The organism is Caballeronia sp. LZ016 (genome assembly GCF_031450805.1).
In the GTDB taxonomy this organism is placed as follows: domain Bacteria; phylum Pseudomonadota; class Gammaproteobacteria; order Burkholderiales; family Burkholderiaceae; genus Caballeronia.
Genome location: NZ_JARTVY010000004.1, coordinates 284,508 through 305,955 on the forward strand (window position 1 = coordinate 284,508; position 21,448 = coordinate 305,955).

Annotated in this window: 14 protein-coding genes and 3 pseudogenes; 10 read left to right on the forward strand and 7 right to left on the reverse strand. The window is 63.4% G+C overall.

All coding sequences use genetic code 11. From position 1 onward, the window contains the following. Window positions 1-94: 94 nt before the first annotated feature. From P9220_RS21830 to P9220_RS21855, 6 genes are all read right to left on the reverse strand, one after another. The gene (locus P9220_RS21830) at window positions 95-631 is read right to left on the reverse strand and encodes a hypothetical protein (RefSeq protein WP_309767628.1); all 537 of its coding nucleotides are present in this window, start codon (window positions 629-631) and stop codon (window positions 95-97) included. 4 nt (window positions 632-635) lie between these two features. Further along, window positions 636-1,091, reverse strand: a complete 456-nt coding sequence (locus P9220_RS21835; protein ID WP_309767629.1) for a hypothetical protein — start codon at window positions 1,089-1,091, stop codon at window positions 636-638. 156 nt (window positions 1,092-1,247) lie between these two features. Next, window positions 1,248-1,526 (reverse strand): hypothetical protein, encoded by a 279-nt coding sequence (locus P9220_RS21840; RefSeq protein ID WP_309767630.1) that lies wholly within the window; start codon window positions 1,524-1,526, stop codon window positions 1,248-1,250. A 102-nt stretch (window positions 1,527-1,628) separates the two neighbouring features. Continuing rightward, a complete protein-coding gene (gene flhC / locus P9220_RS21845; protein ID WP_309768232.1) occupies window positions 1,629-2,144 on the reverse strand; it encodes a flagellar transcriptional regulator FlhC in 516 nt (171 codons plus the stop codon). Window positions 2,145-2,167: 23 nt separating this feature from the next. Continuing rightward, entirely contained in the window at window positions 2,168-2,488 is a 321-nt protein-coding gene (flhD, locus tag P9220_RS21850) for a flagellar transcriptional regulator FlhD (protein ID WP_309767632.1), read from the reverse strand. Window positions 2,489-2,577: 89 nt separating this feature from the next. Then, window positions 2,578-3,726, reverse strand: coding sequence for a porin (locus tag P9220_RS21855; RefSeq protein WP_404980323.1), 1,149 nt, complete (start codon window positions 3,724-3,726; stop codon window positions 2,578-2,580). A gap of 751 nt (window positions 3,727-4,477) precedes the next feature. On the opposite strand from P9220_RS21855, the gene P9220_RS21860 reads away from it, so the two are divergent. Beyond that, window positions 4,478-7,678 carry a PAS domain-containing protein gene (locus P9220_RS21860; protein WP_309767633.1) on the forward strand — a complete coding sequence of 1,067 codons (3,201 nt, stop codon included), beginning with the start codon at window positions 4,478-4,480 and terminating at the stop codon, window positions 7,676-7,678. Window position 7,679: 1 nt separating this feature from the next. Here the strand turns inward: P9220_RS21860 and P9220_RS21865 are convergent, their stop codons facing one another. Further along, window positions 7,680-9,926 carry a PAS domain S-box protein gene (locus tag P9220_RS21865; protein WP_309767635.1) on the reverse strand — a complete coding sequence of 749 codons (2,247 nt, stop codon included), beginning with the start codon at window positions 9,924-9,926 and terminating at the stop codon, window positions 7,680-7,682. 210 nt (window positions 9,927-10,136) lie between these two features. On the opposite strand from P9220_RS21865, the gene P9220_RS21870 reads away from it, so the two are divergent. The 9 genes and pseudogenes from P9220_RS21870 to P9220_RS21920 all read left to right on the forward strand — a co-directional run bounded on the left by P9220_RS21870 (window position 10,137) and on the right by P9220_RS21920 (window position 21,404). After that, a complete protein-coding gene (locus P9220_RS21870) occupies window positions 10,137-12,182 on the forward strand; it encodes a TonB-dependent receptor domain-containing protein (protein ID WP_309767637.1) in 2,046 nt (681 codons plus the stop codon). Then, window positions 12,182-12,706, forward strand: coding sequence for a YfiR family protein (locus tag P9220_RS21875; protein ID WP_309767638.1), 525 nt, complete (start codon window positions 12,182-12,184; stop codon window positions 12,704-12,706). The genes P9220_RS21870 and P9220_RS21875 overlap by 1 nt, the downstream gene beginning before the upstream one ends. After that, window positions 12,703-14,619: an EAL domain-containing protein gene (locus tag P9220_RS21880; RefSeq protein WP_309767640.1), complete on the forward strand. Its 1,917-nt coding sequence runs from the start codon at window positions 12,703-12,705 to the stop codon at window positions 14,617-14,619. The genes P9220_RS21875 and P9220_RS21880 overlap by 4 nt, the downstream gene beginning before the upstream one ends. Window positions 14,620-14,749: 130 nt before the next feature. After that, the gene (locus P9220_RS21885; protein ID WP_309767642.1) at window positions 14,750-15,031 is read left to right on the forward strand and encodes a hypothetical protein; all 282 of its coding nucleotides are present in this window, start codon (window positions 14,750-14,752) and stop codon (window positions 15,029-15,031) included. A gap of 159 nt (window positions 15,032-15,190) precedes the next feature. After that, window positions 15,191-15,388, forward strand: coding sequence for a hypothetical protein (locus P9220_RS21890; protein ID WP_309767643.1), 198 nt, complete (start codon window positions 15,191-15,193; stop codon window positions 15,386-15,388). Between the two features lie 918 nt (window positions 15,389-16,306). Then, window positions 16,307-18,389: pseudogene (locus tag P9220_RS21895) on the forward strand (3-hydroxyacyl-CoA dehydrogenase NAD-binding domain-containing protein). Between the two features lie 40 nt (window positions 18,390-18,429). Continuing rightward, window positions 18,430-19,608 carry an acetyl-CoA C-acyltransferase gene (locus tag P9220_RS21900; protein WP_309767645.1) on the forward strand — a complete coding sequence of 393 codons (1,179 nt, stop codon included), beginning with the start codon at window positions 18,430-18,432 and terminating at the stop codon, window positions 19,606-19,608. Window positions 19,609-19,647: 39 nt separating this feature from the next. Next, window positions 19,648-20,583 (forward strand): annotated as a pseudogene (locus P9220_RS27095) (acyl-CoA dehydrogenase); the annotation flags it as partial. A gap of 30 nt (window positions 20,584-20,613) precedes the next feature. Beyond that, window positions 20,614-21,404 (forward strand): annotated as a pseudogene (locus tag P9220_RS21920) (SDR family oxidoreductase). Window positions 21,405-21,448: the final 44 nt, after the last annotated feature.

Here is a 21,448-nt window from a genome sequence, read left to right on the forward strand (position 1 = left end):
CAAGACGAGCCGGAAACGAGGACGCATCCTGAGGCCGGTGCAGAATAGCATCGCGTGCGGACAAGCCTCGCTTCGTGAAAGGCATGGAAAGGAACTAGGGTCCGCGAGCGGCCACCATCTTGCCGACGAGCGCATCCACCTTCTGTTGCGCGCCAGAAAAACGGTCGAGCGTATAGGCGTGCGACTGATAGCGGGCCGTGACCAGCACGCGTCCCTGACGTAGCAAAGTGAGATCGATCGCGGACAGATACGCTTTGGGGTCGTCGCTGAAGCTCGGGTTTGCCCAGCTCGTCGTCGTTGCATAGACGAGCATCGCCTCGCAGCCGGGCGGGGACGTGCCGGGGTTATAAACCATCGAATCCACGCCGCGACGCTGCAAGGCTAATTGCAGCACCGGCACGATATCGCCAGCGGGCATCGTCTGATTCAGTTCGATGCAGACCGATCGCAGCGAGGCCGGCGCACCCGTGACGTAATCGGGGGACGAGTACTTCGACGCCACCGACATGCCCGCCTGCACCAGCGAGCCGGCAGTATCGGCGGCGGTGAGAAGCGTCCATGTGCAGCCCTGAATCGCGCTCGCGCATGCGGCGATGGCAAGGCATCGCATGAAGTGCGGGCGCGCGCGCATGCACTTAGCGCACCACGCGCAGGCGCAGCGAAGAAGGACCGTCGATGCTCGCTGTCAGACTGGCCGTAAGCCGTGCCGCATCGTCGCGCACGACGAAGTGCTGACGCGTCGCCGTGTTGACGTCGTGGCGCACGTCGGGAAAGCATGCAGCAATATCGGCGCCGAGTTCCTGAAGCGGGTCCGCGACCACGCCGTCTGCGGCCCAGTGCGCCTTCCAGCGGCAATCGTAGACGTGACGGCTGCCACGGCAGGTTCCCTGTTCAGGCGATCCCGCGGGCATCAGCGCGGCGTGCTTGCCGAGCGTCGTGAAGGATTCGGCGGCGACGATGTTCTTGAGTGCGGCGCAGACATCCGGCAGGTCTTCAGCCGATGCGTGCAACACCGGCAGCATGAGTGCGATGCCCGCGAGCGCGGCGCGCATTGGAGATTGAACGAAGTTTCGATGAGTAGGAGCGTGCATGAGCTGGATGGTTATCGTTGAGAAACGGCTGCATGCGATGTTGACGCTGCACGCGGCGCGCAACGATATGTTCGCTCAGTGAATCGGTGGTCAATCAGGCAAGAAGCGTTGCAGGTAACGAAGTTCTTACCGGATGTTATCGATTATTTGCGCGCATCATACGAACAACGAAATGATTTTGCCGACGGTGACTGCGGCCGCAACCCATTTCCCTGCGGTATAAAACTCGTTGGCGTCGTCGCTCGGCGTGCCGGGGCTGTCGAGGCCCAGCGCACCGGACGCGAACTGCCTGATCGATGAGACCGCCGGTTCAGGCGTTGTCGTTGCAGTCTCGGATGATGTGTCTTGACTCGCGGCGTCGGCGTCGGCGTCGCGCCGCACGGGCGCTTCGACATTGCCCGCGTAAGGAATTGAAGTCGAACTGCCGATCTGCATCGCGTGCCTCTTGGAAAGCGTTTTGTCAGTCCGGCATAACGGCGCATGCTTCGGGCGCTTGAGCCTGTCGATCCTTTCCAAGCCTTACACTTTTCCATCCAACTATAAGAGCCTGCCCGCTCGCGATGGCGGCTGACACAGACCGCATGTGAAGTCGTCGCATGAATAACCGATGAAGCGGCCGCCGCATCGCATGCATGCGTTCAGGTGAAGCACGCCTGCATCGAAGAAGCGCGGCAGCGTCCAAGCGCGCGTGAAGCTCAGCACTGCTTCCTCGCCATGCGCCTGCACGGTCTGCAAGTAGAGCCGATAACTCTCGATGAGCGCACGCAGCGTGGCGCGCTCGTCGGCATCGGCGACGAGCGGATGGACGTTCCTGAAAATCGAATGAAACAGCGATGAATGAATGTTCGGACGCCACGTCAGAAACCAGTCGGCCGAGAAGGGCAGCATGCCCTTAGGCGGCGATACGCCTCTTACTTCCTTGTAGAGCTTCAGCAAGCGGTCACGCGAGAGCTTCGTCTCGGCTTCTAGCAGTTGCAGCCGCGCGCCGAGCCGGATCAGCTCTTCAGCGAGCATGATCTCCCGCACTTCCGCGACGATGCTCCTGCCGGCGATGGACGCACGCGTGGCGTTGGCGGTCACGATCTGCGCTTGCACGCTTCCTCCCCGAGGACGATGGAAACATGCAGATGCGAGAGCGGCTTCACATGATGGCCGTCGATCAATGTAGAGAGCAGCTTGACATCGTCGATCCGGAACTGCCACACGAGTTCGGTCGATTCGGAAAGGCGTCGTGTTTGCGCAGCGGTGAGCGTCGATATGATGCGTGCGGCGGTATCGTCGAGGCCGAGCCGATACATCGCCATGATTCTGTCCTCATGCAGCAGACGCCGCGCAAGCAGCAGATAGGCGAGATTGAGTTCGCGGATTTGCGCGAGGCTTTCCGGTAGGTTCGTCATCGGTGACATGAGTTCGATGATGAGAGCGCGGGCGCATCGCCTCTCGCGCGATGCGCCCGCCATTGCTCACGGGTTACGGTGTCATCGCATCAGAAGCGATGACGCAGGCCCACGGTCGCGGAGACCTGACTGTTCGACGACGATGCCGACAGCCCGTTGATCGCCGCGGTGATGCCCGAATCGCCTACATCGCTCACGTGCTGATACACGCCCTGCAAATAGACGTCGGTGCGCTTCGACAGCGCATAGGCGGTCTGCAGGCTGAACTGATTCCACTTCGGATCGACGCCTTCGAGATGGCCGTCGGTGAATGTGTACGCACCCGACAGCGACCAGGCGGGCGTGAGGTTGTAGCGGCCGTTCACTTCGTAGTTCGTGAAGCGCGCGCTGCCGCCGTCGAGCGTGATGCCGTTGGTCGTGCCCGATGCCGACGCGCCGATGCCCGTTGCGCCGTCGAGGCGCGTCTGCGTGAACACGAAGCCCGCCTGCGCAGGACCGAACGCGTAGCTGACGCCGGCGCCGAAGGTGCGCTGACGCGCCGCGCTGAAGGTCGCGTCATCGCTGACCGCACCGCTCGCGTTCAGTGTCGCGCCGGCGTTGTTCAACTGCATGTAGCTTGCCGCCACGTTCAGCGGGCCATAGTTGTACGACGCGCCCACGCTATACGCGCGGTTCGTCGCAAAGCCGCCCGCATCGTTCGAGAAGCCATAGAGACCGCCGAACTTGAAGCCCGCATAGTTCAGGCTTTGGTACTTGACCGAGTTGCTGATGCGAAACGAGTTGTCGAGGTTGTCGTTATCGAACGGATGCGCCGCCTGCGTGCCGCCGTATTGCGTGCCGGTCAGAGCGAGCGGGCCGAGATAATCGACGACGGAATCGTATTGACGGCCGAGCGTCACTGCGCCCGCGCGATTGCTCGACAATCCGACGAAGGCCTGACGGCCGAACTCACGGCTATTCTGACCGAGCTTGCCGGTCATGATGTTGAAGCCGTTCTCCAGGGTAAAGATGGCCTTCAGGCCGCCGCCCAGATCTTCGGAGCCGCGCAGGCCCCAGCGGCTGCCGTTGACCGAACCGCTCGTCGCCTGAACGTTGTGCGAGCCGCCCTGATTGTTCGTATAGGTGAGGCCCGCGTCGATGAGGCCGTACAACGTCACGCTGCTTTGCGCATGAGCCGTGCTTGCAATCGTCGCGAGCGCGGTCAGCGTCGCAAGCGTTCTGAACGCATTAGAAGCGATAAAAGATTTCTTCACTGTGATTCTCCATGATGGCTTGTGCGTCGGTCGGCGTGCCGCTCGCATGACTGCGCGACGACGCGGACCGGCTCTCCGATCGATCTGTCGACGCATCGGAGCGCGGATTAAAGCACGGAGAATTGCCAGGGAATCGGCCAGGCGATGTCGCGCGGGTTACGGAATATTGCGTAAATATTGCGGGGCGAGTGAGTCAGGGGCAGTAATTGCATGATCCGCCTTGCCGGGCGCGAACCGGTTCGCCGATGCAACTCATTACAAGCGGTAATTTCTTGAGCGCGTCGGAAACACCATGTGGCCTCAGCGCGACAAGACGGCGACGATCCATGCATATTGCCGCTCGTTGCAAAGAGTCCGTAAACTCGCGCTGCTAGCATGACGCCTCCTTCATTTCCTACATCGCCAAGTCATGAAAAAGGCCGTTCTCGCCGCTCTGGTTGCAGGCACCACGTTCTTCGCTATCGCACCTGCTTTCGCAGCTTCGCATCATCGTGTGGTCTGCCACAAGGTGCGCATTCATCATCACTGGGAACGTCACTGCAAGTAAGCGGCATTGCTTTAAGCCGGACCCCGTCGTTCAGTCAACGGCGGGGTTTTTTTTCGCGCTAAAGAATTGCTGTCGATGGCGCCGGTGGTGAGGACAAAGACGCACGCAAAGGTACAATCGTTCGACTATCCCGCCTGCGAAGGCCGCGCCTCTTCTCCCTCGATGACATCTCCCAAAAATACCGAAGTCATGCCGCCATTCTTGACGGGAGGTGGAAACTGTTCCGATATCATCGCGACCCGTGACTGGTCCGCAACACCCCTCGGCCCCATTGCGGCATGGCCCGCCATTCTGAAGAACACGCTGTCGATCATCATGTCGTCGCCGGTTCCCATCGTGACGCTTTGGGGTGAACCGGGCGTCATGCTCTACAACGACGCCTACTCGGGCTTCGCCGCGGGCCGGCATCCCGTGCTGCTCGGCTCGAATGTGCGCGAAGGATGGCCCGAAGTCGCCGACTTCAACGACAACGTGATGAAGGTCGGCCTGCGCGGCGGCACGTTGCGATACGAGGACCAGGAACTGACGCTGCATCGCAACGGCGTGCCTGAACAGGTGTGGATGAACCTCGACTACTCGCCCATCTACGACGAGGCCGGCGAGCCGGTCGCCGTGATGGCCATCGTCGTTGAAACGACGGCTAAGGTCCGCGCGAAACGCGCATTGCAGAACGATCGCGAACGTCTGCGCCGCATGTTCGAACAAGCGCCGGGATTCATCGCCATGATGACGGGGCCGCAACACGTGTTCGAACTCGCGAATCCGGCCTACATGGAACTCGTCGGTGAACGCGGCATCATCGGCAGGACCGTCAAGGACGCGCTGCCCGAAGTGGCGGGTCAGGGCTTCTTCGAACTGCTCGATGCCGCCTTCTATCAGGGCGTGCCGACCGCGCGTCTCGCGGAACCCGTGAGGCTCAACCGGCATGCGGGCATGGCGGGAGAGACGCGCTATCTCGACTTCAGCTATCAGCCCGTCAGAGACGCAGCGGGTGAAATCCTGGGCGTTTTCGTTCAGGGCAACGACGTCACCGCACACATCGAAGCGCAGCGCGCAGTGCGCGAGAGCGAAGAACGGTTTCGCACCTTCGCGCAGGCCTTGCCGTGCCAGGTCTGGTCGGCCGATGCGTCCGGACGCATCGACTGGATCAACGAGCGAAGTTATCAGTACACCGGAGTCCCCGAGGGCAGCCTGCGCGACGAAGGCTGGTCGACCGTGACGCATCCGGACGATTTAAGCGGCGCGCACGATCTTTGGAACGAAGCGGTTCGCGCCGAAGAGGCGTTCGAACGCGAAGTGAGGCTGCGGGGCGTCAACGGCGTGTACCGGTGGCATCTGAGCCGGGCGCTGCCGGTTCGCAACGCGGACGGCGCGATCACGCGCTGGATCGGCGTGAACATGGACATCCACGATCAGAAGACAGCGGCGCATTTTCTCGAGCGCGTCAATGAAGACCTCGAGCAGAAGGTCGCGGAGAGCGCGGCCGATCGTGAGCGCATGTGGCGTCTTTCAACGGACCTGATGCTCGTTGCAGGGCTCGATGGGTCCATCGTGTCCGTGAATCCCGCGTGGACCGATCTGCTCGGCTGGCATCCCGTCGAATTGATCGGGCAGTCTTTCATGAATCTCGTTCACAGGGATGACGTCACGCCCACGCTCAATGAAGTGCAGCGCCTCGCTCAAGGCACGCGCACCCTGAAGTTCGTGAACCGCTTTCGCCGGCGCGAGGGCGGGTACTGCACGCTTTCATGGACCGCCGTTCCCGATAACGACATCATTCATGCCGTGGGCCGCGATATCAGCGCGGACGTGGCCGCCACCGAAGCGCTGCGGCAGACCGAGCTGGCGCTGCAGCAATCGCAGCGAATGGAGACCATCGGCAAGCTCACCGGCGGCGTAGCGCACGATTTCAATAATCTGCTTCAGGTGATTTCGGGCAACCTGCAGTTGCTATCGAAAGACGTGCGCGGCAACGAGAAGGCTGAACGTCGCTTGCAGCAGGCGCTTGCAGGCGTGAACCGTGGCGGCCGGCTCGCGAGTCAGTTGCTCGCGTTCGGACGCCGGCAGGCGCTAGAACCGAAGGCGGTTCGCCTTGCAAGGCTCGTCGCCGAAATGGACGACATGTTGCGGCGAAGCCTCGGCGATGCAATCGAAGTCGAGACCGTCATGAGCGGCGGCCTCTGGAACACCTTCGTCGATCCGGGACAACTCGAGAACGCTATCCTCAATCTCGCCATCAATGCGCGCGATGCGATGGAAGGCCACGGCAAGCTGACCATTGAAGTCGTCAACGCCGTTCTCGACGATACGTACTCATACAGCCATCCCGAAGTCGAACCCGGCCAGTACGTGATGCTCGCGGTGACGGACACCGGCAGCGGGATGACGCCCGAGGTCATGAACAAGGCCTACGAGCCGTTCTTTTCGACGAAGCCGGAAGGGAAAGGATCGGGACTCGGCTTGTCGATGGTCTATGGCTTCGTCAAACAGTCTGGCGGGCACATCAAGCTCTATAGCGAACAGGGTCACGGCACGACGGTAAGGCTCTATCTGCCGCGCACCGTCGAAGCGGAAGTTCAGCCCGTGGTCGCGGACCTGAGCGCAGCGGAAGGCGGCACGGAAGTCGTGCTCGTCGCAGAGGACGATGAACAGGTCCGCGCCACGGCCATCGAGATGCTGAACGATCTGGGCTATCGCGTGCTGCGCGCCAACGATGCGCTCAGCGCACTGGCCATCGTGGAAAGCGGCGTGCATATCGACTTGCTGTTCACGGACGTCGTGATGCCCGGCCCGATGAAAAGCACGGAGCTCGCACGCAAGGCAAGGGAACGCATTCCCGGCATTGCGGTGCTGTTCACTTCGGGCTATACGGAGAATTCGATCGTCCACGGCGGCCGGCTCGATGCGGGCGTCGAATTACTGAGCAAGCCGTACTCGCGCGAGGCGCTTGCACGCAAGATACGTCGCGTGCTCGGTAATGGATTCGTCAAGCGGGGTCATTTGTTGCATTCGAACGCGGATCGCGGGGCCGGGGACGCGTCGTCGAAGCTGCGCATCCTCTATGTTGAAGACGATGACCTCATCCGCGCCGTCACGGTGGAATTGCTCGAAACTTTCGGTCATGCCGTGTGCGAGGCGACCGATTCCGCATCGGCGCTCGCCTTGCTCGACAAGCGCGACGTGGACGTTCTGCTGACGGACATCGGCCTGCCCGACATTCCCGGCGACGAACTCGCGCTTCTCGCGCGCCAGCGGCAGCCGGGTCTTTCCATCATCTTCGCGACCGGACAGAACGATGCGCCTCTGCTGGAAGGTGTCGTGCTGTTACGCAAGCCGTACGATACGGCGTCGCTCTCGAACGCGCTTCGCCGCGTGTTCGAAACGTCGTGACTCAGAAGGAGCAGCGGCTGCGCGCCGCGATCCTGTAACCGTTTCGCCCCTTGCGCTTGACTTCGTACATCGCCTTGTCGGCGGCGGCGAGGAGGGCATCGGGCGTCGTCGCGGCGCGTCCGTCCCATACCACTGCGCCAACGCTCGTGGCGATCGTCACGACATGGTCCGCCACATGGAACGGCGTGCGCAATGCCTCGCAGATCGATTCGGCGATGCGCGCGGCGCTCGTGTCCTCCGCGACGCCGTGACTCAGGATGACGAACTCGTCGCCGGCAAGACGGGCGACAAAATCCGTACTCCGTATGGTTTGCTGAAGGCGCTTGCCGACCTGCTGCAGCAACGCGTCGCCCGCTTCGTGTCCGTGCGCGTCGTTCACGGCCTTGAAGCCGTCCAGATCGAGAAAGAACACGGCGAGGGGCCGCCGCGCAGACGCATCGGCGGCGATTGCTCGATTAAGTTGCGCCGACAGCGCGCGACGATTCGGCAGGCCGGTCAGCGCATCGCGCATCGCCTGCACGACGAGCCGTTGCTCTGCTTTTTTTCGATCGGTCACGTCCTGCGCCATCATGTAGAAGCCGATCACTTCGCGGCCTCGCAGGTCCGGCACCAGCGAAAAGCTCCACGTGCGATGATTGACCTCGTTCTCCGCGATGTCGTCGCACTGTACGCGCTCGCCCGCGAGCGCACGCCGAAACGACGGCAACAGCGCGCGATACAGCGCCGCAGGCATGACCGCGGCCACCGCTTGCCCGCGCATCGATGCCGTGCTCATGCCGATGAGCCTTCGATATCCGTCGTTGTTGAACTGATAACGCAGGTCCCTGTCGACATAAGCGATCAAGACGGGCAGGCTATCCGTGATCTTCTGCACCGCTTCGCGGCTTTCGACCACTTCCGCTTCGACGCGCTTGCGCTCGCTCACGTCGGTGATGAAAGCGAAGAGCGTATGCCCGCCGCCCGTTGCCGCGGTCGATATGCGCAGTTCGGCGGGAAAGGTTTCACCGGAACGCCGCAGCGCGGAGACTTCGGTTGCCTTGGAGAGAATCGATCCGACTTTCGTGCGCAAGAAGCGGCGCATCCCGGCGACGTGCGCATCGCGCCATTCCGGTGGAATGATGGTTTCGGTCATCGGCCGGCCGAGCGCTTCATGCCGCGTCCAGCCGAACATGCGTACCGCTGCGTCGTTCCATTCAGTGATGTTGCCGTCGTCGTCGATACAAACATAGGCATCCTGCGCATTGTCGATGACGGCTTGCAGATGCGTGTTCTGCGCGCGCAATTCAGCGGTGCGTCGTGCGACTTGTTCTTCGAGCGCGAAGCGATGTTCGATCTGCAACCGCTCGTTCTCCTTGCGCACGCCGATATCCTCGACGACTGCGATGAAGTGCAACGGGTCGCCGCATCCGTCGCGCACCAGCGACACATGTAGCTGAATCCACAGCCGGATGCCGTCCTTGCGCAAGTAGCGCTTTTCCAGCGTGTAGGTTGCAATGCGGCCCGCAAGCAGGTCGGCAACGTTGAGCAACTCGTGTTCGAGGTCTTCTTCTGCGGTGATCTGCTGGAAGGTTCGTGCGAGCAGTTCGTCGGCGCTATAGCCGACCATTTCGCACAGGCGCGGATTCACGTCGATGAAGCCGCCATCGAGATCGACGATAGCGGCTCCTGTCGGCGTCTGCTGGAAGATCGTGCGAAAGCGCGCTTCGGATCGATGGATGGCTTCGGCATCGGCTTCATGCAACGCGCGCGCCGAGACGGCCGTTTCGCGCGAGAGCAGTTCACGCTCGACGGTGCGTGCGAGATCGCGCATCGCGGCGCGTTCATCGTGCGACAGGCTGCGTTCGACGGTATCGATTGCGCACAGCGTGCCCAGCACGTAGCCGTCCGCGGAACGCAGCGGCACGCCTGCATAGAAACGCACGGACATCGGCCCTGTCACCGCCGGATTGTCGCGAAAACGCGGATCGCGGCGCGCGTCTTCGACGACCAGCATGTCTTCGGCCGTCAGCGCATGTGCGCAGAAGGCGACTTCCCGCGATGTCTCGCACGCCGTCACACCGACGCGCGATTTGAACCACTGACGCTCCGAGTCGATGAACGTGATCAGCGCCATCGGCACATGAAGCATGTGCGCCAGCACTCGCGTGAGACGGTCGAACACCTCTTCGGCGGGCGTATCGAGAATCGCGAGGCTGCGCAGCACGCGCAGTCGATCGTTCTCGTTGAATGGCAGCGGGGCAACTTGCATGGATGGTCTGAAAAGGGGTTCGTCCGTGGCAGACGATGCATGGTTTACGGCAAGTCCTGACGCGGCTGAAGGCAGATCGTCAGCGTCACGTCTTCAGAAAAATTTGCCGATGGAACTCGCGCAGCAACGGGGAGCACACGCAACCGGCTCAAGCCTTCGGACATTTATGCCGATAACGAGGCACAGACGCTCATATATCCAGACGTACAGATGTCGCTCCGAGGTGCCTCTCTCATCCGTTCGTGCTTCGCCGTTTCGTGGCTGCCCTGGCTTGCAGGGCTCGTCATGGCGGCGACGTTCGGCATTGCGGCGGCGCCCGTCGAAGCCGCGGTCGCGTCATCGCTCGCGGGCGATGATCTCGCGTCCTTGCCGCTCGAATCGCTGATGAACATGACTGTCAGCGGAGCGACGCGCATCTCGCAGCCTGCATCGAGCGCGCCGGCCGCCGTCACGATCCTCACCTCCGACGATATTCGCGATCATGGCTGGCGCACGCTTGCCGATGCGCTCGCAACGCTGCCCGGCCTGTATGTCACATCCGATCGCATGTATGCGTATCTCGGCGCGCGCGGCTTTCAGCGTCCGGGCGACTACAACAGCCGCTTTCTTCTGCTGGTCGACGGCATGCGCCTGAACGATGCGGTCTACGATCAGGCGGCTGTCGGATCGGACTTTCCGGTGGACATGGATCTCGTCGATCGCATCGAGTACATACCGGGTCCGGGCTCGGCCGTGTATGGATCGAACGCGCTGTTCGGCATTGTCAACGTGATCACGAAGAAGGGCACGGACATAGGCGGTGCGCAGATTGCAGGCGCGGCCGGCAGCTTCGGCGAGAAGGAGGCGCGCGTGACTTATGGCTGGCACGGGGCAGGCAATGCCGATCTCCTGTTGTCCGCAACGGCGTATGAACGTCACGGACAGGACTTGTACTACCCCGAATTCGATACGCCCGATCAGAACAACGGCGTCGCCCGCAATCTCGATGGCGAGCGCAATCAGAAGCTCTTCGCGAAGTTCGGCATCGGCGACTTCCGCATCAGCGCGGGATACGGCAATCGCACGAAGAACGTGCCGGGCGCGCCTTACGACGCCATCTTCAACGCACCGTTCAGCGTGACGGATACGCATGCCTTCTTCGATGCCACGTACCGGCAGACGCTGCGCGAGGGCATCGCGATCGACTACGAAGCGTATGGCGGTCACTACGACTACACGAGCCGGCAGATCAATCCGCCGGCGCCCGGCATTGCAAACGTCGATGGCGATCACGCGTTGTGGTACGGCGGCGATGTGCACGCGACCGTGCGTACCGTGCCGCGCAATCGCATTGTGTTCGGTGTCGACTACACGTTGAACGCGGCGCGCGATCAGTGGAATTACAACGTCGCGCCGTACGAGCGATTGCTCGACGATCATCGCGTGAGTCATCGCATCGGCGTCTATATCGACGATGAAATCAGGCTGGCCGAACCGCTCACGCTCGATATCGGCGGCCGCTACGATACCGAGAGCAAGGTCGGCGGCAACTTCAGTCCCCGCATCGCGCTGATCTGGCAGCCAACCTCGAGCGATACCTTCAAGCTCATCTATGGCGCGGCTTACCGTGCGCCGAACGCATACGAGATGTACTACGCGTTTCCCGGCGAAGGCGGGCAGCTCGCGAATGCGATGCTGAAATCGGAGCATATCGGCACGCAGCAACTCGTCTATGAACGCGCGCTGGGTGGCATGGGGCGCGCGACCATCACGCTGTATCGCTACCGGCTGCGCGATGTCATCACGGAGTCCATCGATCCCGATACCGGTCTCTACGTCTTTCGCAACGTCGAACGTGCGCAGGCGCGCGGCGCGGAACTCGCATGGCAGCAGCAGTTCGCGTCGAGTCTGCGCGTGCGCGCGAGTTATTCGTATCAGCTCTCGCGCGATTCGATCCTGGGCGGCGCATTGCAGAACTCGCCGCGTCACATGGGCAAGCTCAACGTGAGCGCACCGTTCTTCGCTGCCCGCGCACGCGCTGGCGCGGAGTTTCAGTGCATGTCGTCGCGCCTTGCGCAGACGAGTTCGGCAAGCGGCTATTGCATCGCGAATCTGACCGTGCATAGTCCGAAGCTCGTGCCGCGCGCAGACGCGTCGGTGTCGCTCTATAACGTGTTCGACCGTCGCTATGCCGATCCCGCCGGCCCCGGCTTTCAGCAGAATGTGATCGTGCAGCAGAGCCGCACCCTGCTCGCCAAACTGGTCTACGGGTTCTGATGATGTCGTTGCGTCGCTACCTCGCGCTATGTGTCTTCACGGCAGGTTCGGCCGGGGCCTGGTGCGTTCATGCGCAAACGGATCTTCGCAAGCTCGAAAGCGCGTACATCTTCAACTTCACGCAATTCACGCAATGGCCCGCCGATCGCACGCATCACGCTGAACTGCGCGTCTGCGCCAGTGCGCGCAGTCCGCTGCGAGAAGCGCTCGCGGCATTGAATGGCCGTGCGGTCGGCGCGCGCGTGTGGCGCTTCACGAGTCTCGCCGACAAGACGCTCGCCGATTGCGATGTGCTCGCAATCGCGAGCAACGATGAAACGAGCGGCGCAATGCGCGATGCCTTCGCATCCGACGATGCCCTGCTCATCGTCGCGGGCGTCGGCGCGATCACGCCCGGCGATGCGGTCATCGCACTCGTCGCGGAAGACGATCATCTGCGCTTCGAGATCAACAACGGCGAAGCGGTGCGCCGCAAGCTCGTGCTCAGTTCCAAATTGCTGCGGCTCGCAAGGAGGCTCAAGTGAAATCCACCGGCACGCGTAAGGGCAGCGCGGGACGCCTCACGGTGCGCGCGAATCTGGTGAGCGTCGGTATCGCGCTCGTGGCCGCGAGCATCGTGCTGTTGCTGTATCAGGCGGTGGCCTTTCGCAGCGCGCTCTACGACGACGCGACGCTGCAGGCCTCGGTGATATCGGAAAACATCAGTGCGTCGCTGATGTTCGAAGACGAACGCTCGATGAAAGACGTGCTGCGCTCGCTCGGCCGCGTGGCGTATGTCGAGAGCCTCAGCGTTTATCGCAGGGACGGGCGGCTTTTCACACGCTATGCGCGCGAAGGCATCGCGCCGGCGGAAGCGGAAGAGGGCACGCTGCAATCGGCCGAACAGCGCACGACGCTTTCGCTGGGCGATGTATTCGTGCGTGCGCCGATCGAGCATAACGGGCACCGGCTTGGCTATGTGGTGCTGGTCGCGACGAGCGATCTCGTGCGTCGGCAGCTCGTGCAATACGCATGTTTTCTCGGTGTTGCATGTCTCGGCGCGTTATGGATCTCCACGCTCGTGATGAATCGCATGCGGCGGCGCGTAGGCGAAGCCGAACGCGAACTCGAATATCTCGCGCGCACCGATCCGCTCACGAATCTGCCCAACCGCCGCACGTTCTATGAGTCGCTTGATGAACGGCTCGCGGGCGCGAAGGAGCCGAACCGTTATCTGGGCCTCGTGCTGATCGACCTGGACGACTTCAAGACCGTGAACGATACGCTCGGCCACGGCGCGGGCGATCAACTGTTGCAGCACGTCGCCCATGTGCTCGAAAGCAGCGTCGGCGGACGCGCAATGGTCAGCCGCATGGGCGGCGACGAGTTCGCGGTCACGCTGACGAGTTCGTGGAAGCGGGCGGCGGTTGCGGACCTTGCGGTCGAGATCGGCGCGGCGCTGTGCCGTCCGGCCACGCTGTGCGGGCGCGAGATCAACGTGACCGCGAGCATCGGTTACGCGAGCTTTCCCGAAGCAGGCGACGATAGCGGCAGTCTCATGACGAGCGCGGACATCGCCCTATACGAAGCGAAAAGCCGCGGCAAGAACACGGTCGTCGGATTCTCCGCCGAGATGATGGACGCCGCGCATCGCCGCGCCTATCTCGAAGCGGAATTGCGCAAGGCCGTGGAAAGCGATGCGCTCGATCTCGTCTTCCAGCCGCAGTTCGAATGCCGCAGCGGCACGCTCGTCGCCGCCGAAGTGCTGGCGCGCTGGACACATGGGGAAGAAGGGATCGTGTCGCCCGGAGAGTTCATTCCGATCGCCGAGAACAGCGATCTGATCGTCTTGCTCGGGCGCTCCATCCTGCAACGCGCATGCGTCGCGGCGGCGACATGGAATGCATCGTCGCCGGGCGCGGCCGTGCGCGTCGCGGTGAACGTATCGGCGCGACAGTTAAGGCATCCGAACTTTGTCGAGGATGTGATGGCGGCGCTGAACGCCAGCGCGCTTCCGCCCGCGCTGCTCGAACTGGAGCTGACCGAAAGCCATCTGATCGCCAACCGCGAGACCGGTATCGAGGTGATGAATCGTCTGCGCGATGCAGGCGTGCTCTTGTCCATCGACGACTTCGGAACCGGCTATTCGTCGCTTTCGTATCTGCATGCGTTTCCCGTGAATGCGCTCAAAATCGACCGCTCGTTCATCGAACGCATTCCGGAGGACGGGCAGGCTATCGTGACCGCGATCCTTTCGATGGCGCATAGCTTCGGATTGCACGCGGTGGCCGAGGGCGTCGAAGAGCCGAAGCAGCTTGCCTGGCTCGTCGATGCTGGCTGCGACGTGGTGCAAGGCTTTCTGACCGGACGACCCATGTCGTTCGATCAGTTCCGCGCCCTTGTCAGGCAGGAAGCGATCGCGGCGAGGGAGCATGGCCGGCGCGTCGAGTTCGCGTAGTGGAAGCGGGCGATGCGGTCTCGGCCAGGCGCGTGCCGGGTACGCGAGTTGCTCAGATGAATACCGCTGAGGACGCGGATGGAAGCTGTCAGCATCCGCCGCAGCGAACCAACTTGCGAGAGGAATCAACATGAAACTACGTCATCTTTTCACGATTGCCGCCGCTGGTGCTTTCATCTCGAGCGGGGCTGCCATCGCACAAGAGCAGGGCGCGCCGACGGCCGGCGCATCACACACGAGCGATGCAAGCACGGCCACCTACGGCCCGTCCACCTATCGAGGCGCGGACTACGGCGGCTCGACGTATGGCGCAACGAATGCCGGCGCGCGCAATTACGGCGAATGGGTGCGGGGACAAAACCCGGCGAATTGCCCGGCGGGACTGGCCTGTAACGTCTACAAGGGCTCCTGATCTTATTGCGCGGCCATCGTTCGGCGCTGCATGCTTCGCCGTCGATGGCCATGAACACGTTCAATCACCGGATCGCCGTTCTGCGGACCCGGAGGACCCACAAGCCGGTACGCATCATGCGCCGGCAAACCGTCGACGGACGGTAAGAGCCGGCCGGCCTTGCGGCTCACTGTCGGGGATGTGACCGTCGCCTTCACACGGCGATTCGCGCTTGCATTCCCATCGTCGCCCGCCATTCCATCGCAACAGCGCCGCCGCGTATTCGCCGGCTGCTTTCTCGCGATCATGCTTGCCGCGCTCGATCAGAGCATCGTGTCGACGGCGCTCTCCTCATCGCCGGCGAACTCGGCGGCCTGAATCACCCGACGTGGTTCGTCGCAGCATCCTTGCCGACCTCGGCTCGACCGTGAGCGGGCCGCCCTATGGCTAGCTCTTGGACATGTACGGCGTCGCGGCGAGCATCGGCATCTTTCTGGCGGCTTACGCGCCGTTCGGCGCGGCGCAGTCGGCCTATGACGATGTCTCAAACGCTTTTCGGCAGCATCGTGCCGCTGCGCGAGCGCGGACGTAATGTGATCGCTTCTCTGCCGCGTTGGAAATGAGCCGTGTCGCGGGTCCGCTGTTCGGCGTATTCATCGAGAGTCACGCTTCATGGCGGTGGTGCGGATCGCGGCGGTGTATCGGGCTGCGATCGGCGCGAGTCTGCCGCGCACGGCGTGCTGATGTTCGTGGGCCTCCTCGTGGTGGCGAGCCTCAACCCGCACGCATCGTTACAACAAGGCGGCGCGTGACAAGTATCAGCAACATGCGACGGATCGCTGCCAGCCCGTTCCAGCCGCGACTACAACCCGCGCCGCGCAGATCGTGCGATGTCGGCGAAGAACGACGCGCCCGTCCATAGCGGCGCGGCTATCGCGGATGCCCGAGCCACCGCGAGTGAAAGGGCCGCACGCCTTTCCCGGCGTCGATGGATCGTATGTCGCCTCGTAAGCACCGCGACTTTCACGGCTCTCGCGCGCGGTCAGCCGGTCGAGCGTTGCTGCGCCAGCGCCTGCGGATGGTGCCGTCGCGCCGGCTGCATCGGCAGAACAGGATGGTCCGCGCCGGGCCCGTCCCTCTCTTAACGAGGGGGGAAACGAACGGCCAAAGCTGATTAACCTCTTAAACGTTCAGGCGGGCAGTGTCGCGCAGGCGAGGCGCGTGTCGCGCTCGCCCGGGCCCGTTCGCGCCCGTCCGCCGCGCCGACGACAACATCGAGACATACAAGGAACCCGCATGACAGCGCACTATCAGGTCCGTGACGCAGTAGCCGTCATCACGTTGGACAATCCTCCTGTCAATGGCCTCGGCCATCGCACGCACGTCGGCATCGTGGAGGGCATGACGCGCGCGCTCGACGATTCATCGGTCCAGGCCATCGTGCTGACTGGCTCGGGAAAGGCATTCTCGGGCGGTGCGGACATCCGCGAATTCGGTACGCCGAAAGCCTTTCGGGAGCCGAGCCTGCATACCGTCATCGAGATGATCGAGGCGTCGGGCAAGCCGGTCGTCGCGGCCATTCGTTCGGTTCGCGATGGGCGGCGGTCTGGAACTCGCGCTCGGCTGCCACTATCGGATTGCGGCGAAAGGCACGCAGATCGCGTTGCCGGAAGTGAATCTCGGCCTGCTGCCGGGCGCCGGCGGCACGCAGCGCCTGCCTCGCGTGATCGGCCTCGAAGCGGCGTTGAACATGATCGTGTCGGGCAAGACCGTGCTTGCGGAAAAGCTCGCCGATACGCGCCTCTTCGACGAACTCGTCGATGGCGACGTGCTCGAAGCGGCAGTCGGCTTCGCGCGTCGGATCGCGCGGGCGTCGGAGCCGCATCCCAGGGTGCGCAATCTTGCGGTCCGTCATGCGAGCCCCGAAGCGTATCTGGGCTTCGCGCGCACGACGGTCGCGGCTGGCGCCGGGCCGTTCCCCGCGCCGCTGCAATGCGTGGAGGCCATCGCCGCATCGCTCAGACCGTTCGATGAAGGCCTGCGCGAGGAGCGCCGCCGTTTCATGGAACTGCTCGGCACGCCGGAAGCGCGCGCATTGCGGCACGCTTTTCTTGGCGAACGCGCCGCGAGCCGCATCCCCGACGTACCCGCCGATACACCCGCGCGCACCATCGCCAGGGTCGCGGTCATCGGTGCGGGCACGATGGGCGGCGGTATCGCCATGACGTTCCTGAACGCGGGCATTCCCGTGACCGTGCTCGAAACGAAAGCCGATGCACTGGAACGCGGTGTCGCGACCATCCGCCGCAATTACGAGAACACCGCGAAGAAAGGCAAGCTCAGTCAGGACGCGCTCGAAACGCGCATGAGCCTGTTGTCGACCACGCTGTCGTACAAGGACATCGCGAACGCCGATCTCGTGATCGAAGCGGTGTTCGAAGAACTGGGCGTGAAGGAAACGGTGTTCCGCACGCTCGACGAAGTCATGAAGCCGGGCGCGATCCTCGCGTCCAATACCTCGACGCTCGATGTGAACCGCATCGCGTCGTTCACGCGGCGGCCACAAGACGTGGTCGGGCTGCATTTCTTCAGTCCGGCCAACGTAATGAAGCTGCTCGAAGTCGTGCGCGGCGACAAGACGTCCCACGACGTGCTCGCCACGGTGATGCAACTCGCAAAGAAAATCGGCAAGGTCGCGGTGGTGTCGGGCGTGTGCGACGGCTTCATCGGCAATCGAATGCTGGAGCAGTACAGCCGCCAGGCGGGCTTTCTGCTGGACGAGGGCGCATTGCCCGAGCAGGTGGATCGCGCGATCGAGCAATTCGGCTTTGCAATGGGCCCGTTCCGCATGATCGACATGGCCGGCAACGATATCGCCTGGGCCATTCGCAAGCGGCGCGCGGTCGAGCAGCCGGAGTTCAACTACTCGAAGACCGGCGACCTGCTGTGCGAAATGGGCCGCTTCGGGCAGAAGACCGCAGCCGGCTGGTACGACTACAAGCCGGGCGATCGCAAGGCGTACCCGAGCCCGGTCGTCAACGACATGATCGTGCGCCATTCCAGTGAAATCGGCGTGACGCGCCGCAAGATCAGCGACGCCGAGATCGTCGAACGGCTGATCTACGCGCTCGTGAACGAGGGCGCGCTGATTCTCGAGGAGGGCATCGCTTCCAAGGCGTCGGATATCGACATGGTTTATCTCAACGGCTACGGCTTTCCGAAGTTCCGGGGCGGCCCGATGCTGTACGCGGATCAGGTCGGACTCTTCAACGTCGCACAGGCGATGCGGCGCTATGCGAAGGGCTATCAGGGACATGCGTGGCGCATCGCCCGTTCGCTCGAAGAACGGGCAAACGACGGCAAGGGCTTCAACGACTGAGCGCGCGGCGCTTTCCAAAAGAACGGCAGAGGGACACGACATGACTGACGCAGTAATCGTATCGACCGCGCGCACCGCGCTCGCGAAAAGCTGGAAAGGCGCGTTCAACATGACGCACGGCGCGTCCCTCGGCGGACACGCCGTGCAGCACGCCATTGCGCGCGCGGGCATCGAGGCCGGCGAAGTGGAGGACGTGCTGATCGGCTGCGCGAATCCGGAAGGCGCGACGGGCGGCAATATCGCGCGGCAGATCGCGTTGCGCGCCGGATGTCCCGTCAGCGTGCCGGGCGCAACCGTGAATCGTTTCTGCTCGTCCGGCCTGCAGGCTATCGCGATGGCGGCTCAGCGCGTGATCGCCGGGGAAGGCGACGTGTTCGTCGCGGGCGGCGTCGAAAGCATCTCATGGACGCAGCGGCAGATGAATCAGACCTTCGCCGCGGATCCGTGGCTCGCCCGCCAGAAGCCGGAAATCTACTGGAGCATGCTGCAGACCGCCGAGCAGGTCGCGAAGCGCTACGGCGTATCGAAGGAGCGCCAGGACGAGTACGGCGTGCGCAGCCAGCAGCGTGCGGCGGCGGCGCAGGCGGCCGGCCTCTTCAACGACGAAATCGTGGCGATGACCGTGCTCGCCGGCATCACCGACAAGGCCACGGGTCAGATCGTCAGCCGCGAGGTCACGATCGCCGCCGACGAAGGCATCCGCGCCGATACCACGCTCGAAGGCGTGTCGAAGATTCGGACCGCGTTCGCGGGCGGTGTCGTTTCGGCGGGCAATGCGTCGCAGTTCTCGGATGGCGCATCGGCGGCTGTCGTGATGAACGCGCGCACCGCCGCCGCGAAGGGCTTGCAGCCGCTCGGCGTGTTCCGCGGCTTCGCCGTCACCGGATGCGAGCCGGATGAAATGGGCATCGGTCCCGTGTTCGCGGTGCCAAAGCTGTTGAAGAAAGCGGGTCTTGCTGTCGACGACATCGGCCTGTGGGAACTGAACGAAGCGTTCGCCGTGCAGGTGCTGTATTGCGCGGACACGCTCGGCATCCCGATGGATCGGCTGAACGTGAACGGCGGCGCGATCGCGGTCGGGCATCCGTACGGCGTATCGGGCGCGCGTCTGGTCGGGCATGCGTTGATCGAAGGCAAGCGGCGCGGCGTGAAGCACGTCGTCGTGACGATGTGCATCGGCGGCGGTCAGGGCGCCGCCGGCCTTTTCGAAGTGCTTTGACAAGGAGCGCGGCATGTCGCTGATCCTTTCCCGGCGTGATCTGAGGCGCGCATCGGCGTCGGCCTTGCGGCGTCGATGCTCGGTTACACCGGCTACCTGCATGCCCTCGACTATGCGCGCAACCGGCCGCAAGGGCGCAGCACCGGGCCGGGCGGCAAGAATCCGGCGAGCCCGCAGGTCAGGCTCGTGGAGCACGCGGACATTCGCCGCATGTTGCTCGCGCAAAAGAGCTACGCCGAGGGCGCGCTGGCGCTGAACCTGTACTGCGCGAAGCTCGTCGACGAGGCGCGCGCCGCCAGCGAAGACGCGTCGCGCGAGCGTGCCTCGCTACTGCTCGAAATCCTCACGCCGATTGCGAAGAGCTGGCCGTCGCAGTGATGTCTCGAAGGCAATAGCCTCCCCATTCAGGTCCACGGCGGCTATGGCTACACGCGCGAATACAACGTCGAACAGTTCTATCGCGACAATCGCCTGAACCCGATACACGAAGGCACGCACGGCATTCAGGCGCTCGATCTGCTGGGACGCAAAGTGGTGATGCACGATGGCGCGGCCCTGCGGCTGCTGGAAGACGCCATGCGCGCAACGGCATTGCGCGCGCAGGACGGCGCCACGCCGAATCTGCAACGCCACGCGCACGAACTGACGCAGTCGGCTTCACGGCTCACGAGCGTCACGAAGCGCATGTGGGCGGCGGCAGACGCCAGCGTGACGCTTGCGAACGCATCGCTATATCTGGAAGCGTTCGGGCATGTGGTGATGGCGTGGGTGTGGCTCGAACAGGCGATCGCCGCTCGTCAGGCACTGCCGGGCGCAGTCGCCGCCGAGCGCATGGACGACGAAGCGTTCTACCGCGGCAAGCTCGCGGCGGCGGGCTATTTCTTCCGCTGGGAATTGCCGCGCGTGTCCGCCCAGCTCGATTTCCTCGCGTCGCTCGACCGCACCCTGCTCGATATGCAGGACGCGTGGTTCTGAATCCAATCGCTCATTCCTGACGAGACGAGCATGACAGCACGTACCGTGTCACAACTATTCGACTTGAACGGCAAGACTGCACTCATCACCGGGGGCTCGCGCAAGCTCGGCTTGCAGATCGCGCAGGCGCTCGGCGAGCAGGGCGCACGCTTGATGCTTTCCGCGCGCAAGACCGGCGAACTGGAGGAAGCCGTCGCGCTCCTGCGCTCGCGCGGCATCGAGGCGGACTGGATTTCCGCCGACGCCGCACGCGACGAGGACATCGCGCGGCTCGCGGACGAAGCGCTCGCGCGATTCGCACGTATCGACATTCTCGTGAACAACGCGCGGGCGACCTGGGGCGCGGCGGCGGAAGACTTCCCGGTCGGAGCCTGGGACAAGGTGATGAACCTGAATATCCGTGGGATCTTTCTGCTGACGCAGCGCATCGGCAAGCTGTCGATGATTCCGCGCGGCAGCGGCCGCGTCATCAACGTAGCGTCCATCTACGGACTCGCGGGCAATGCGCCGGGCACGATGGAGACGATCGCCCATAACACGTCGAAAGGCGCGCTCCTGAACTTCACGCGCGCGCTGGCGGCGGAATGGGGCGAGCACGGCATCACGGTCAACGCGCTCGCACCCGGCTTTTTCCGACGAAGATGACGCAGGGCTCGCTCGACAACTGGGGCGCCGATCGCATGTGCGCGCGCGTGCCCCTGCATCGCCTTGGCGACGACGAAGATCTGAAGGGCGCTACATTGCTTTTCGCGAGCGATGCGGGCAAGCACATCACCGGGCAGATTCTCGCGGTGGACGGGGGCGTGAGCGCGGTGCTGTGAGATCCGCCTGATGCGGCAGACAGGCGCGAATGCGCAGGACGCCG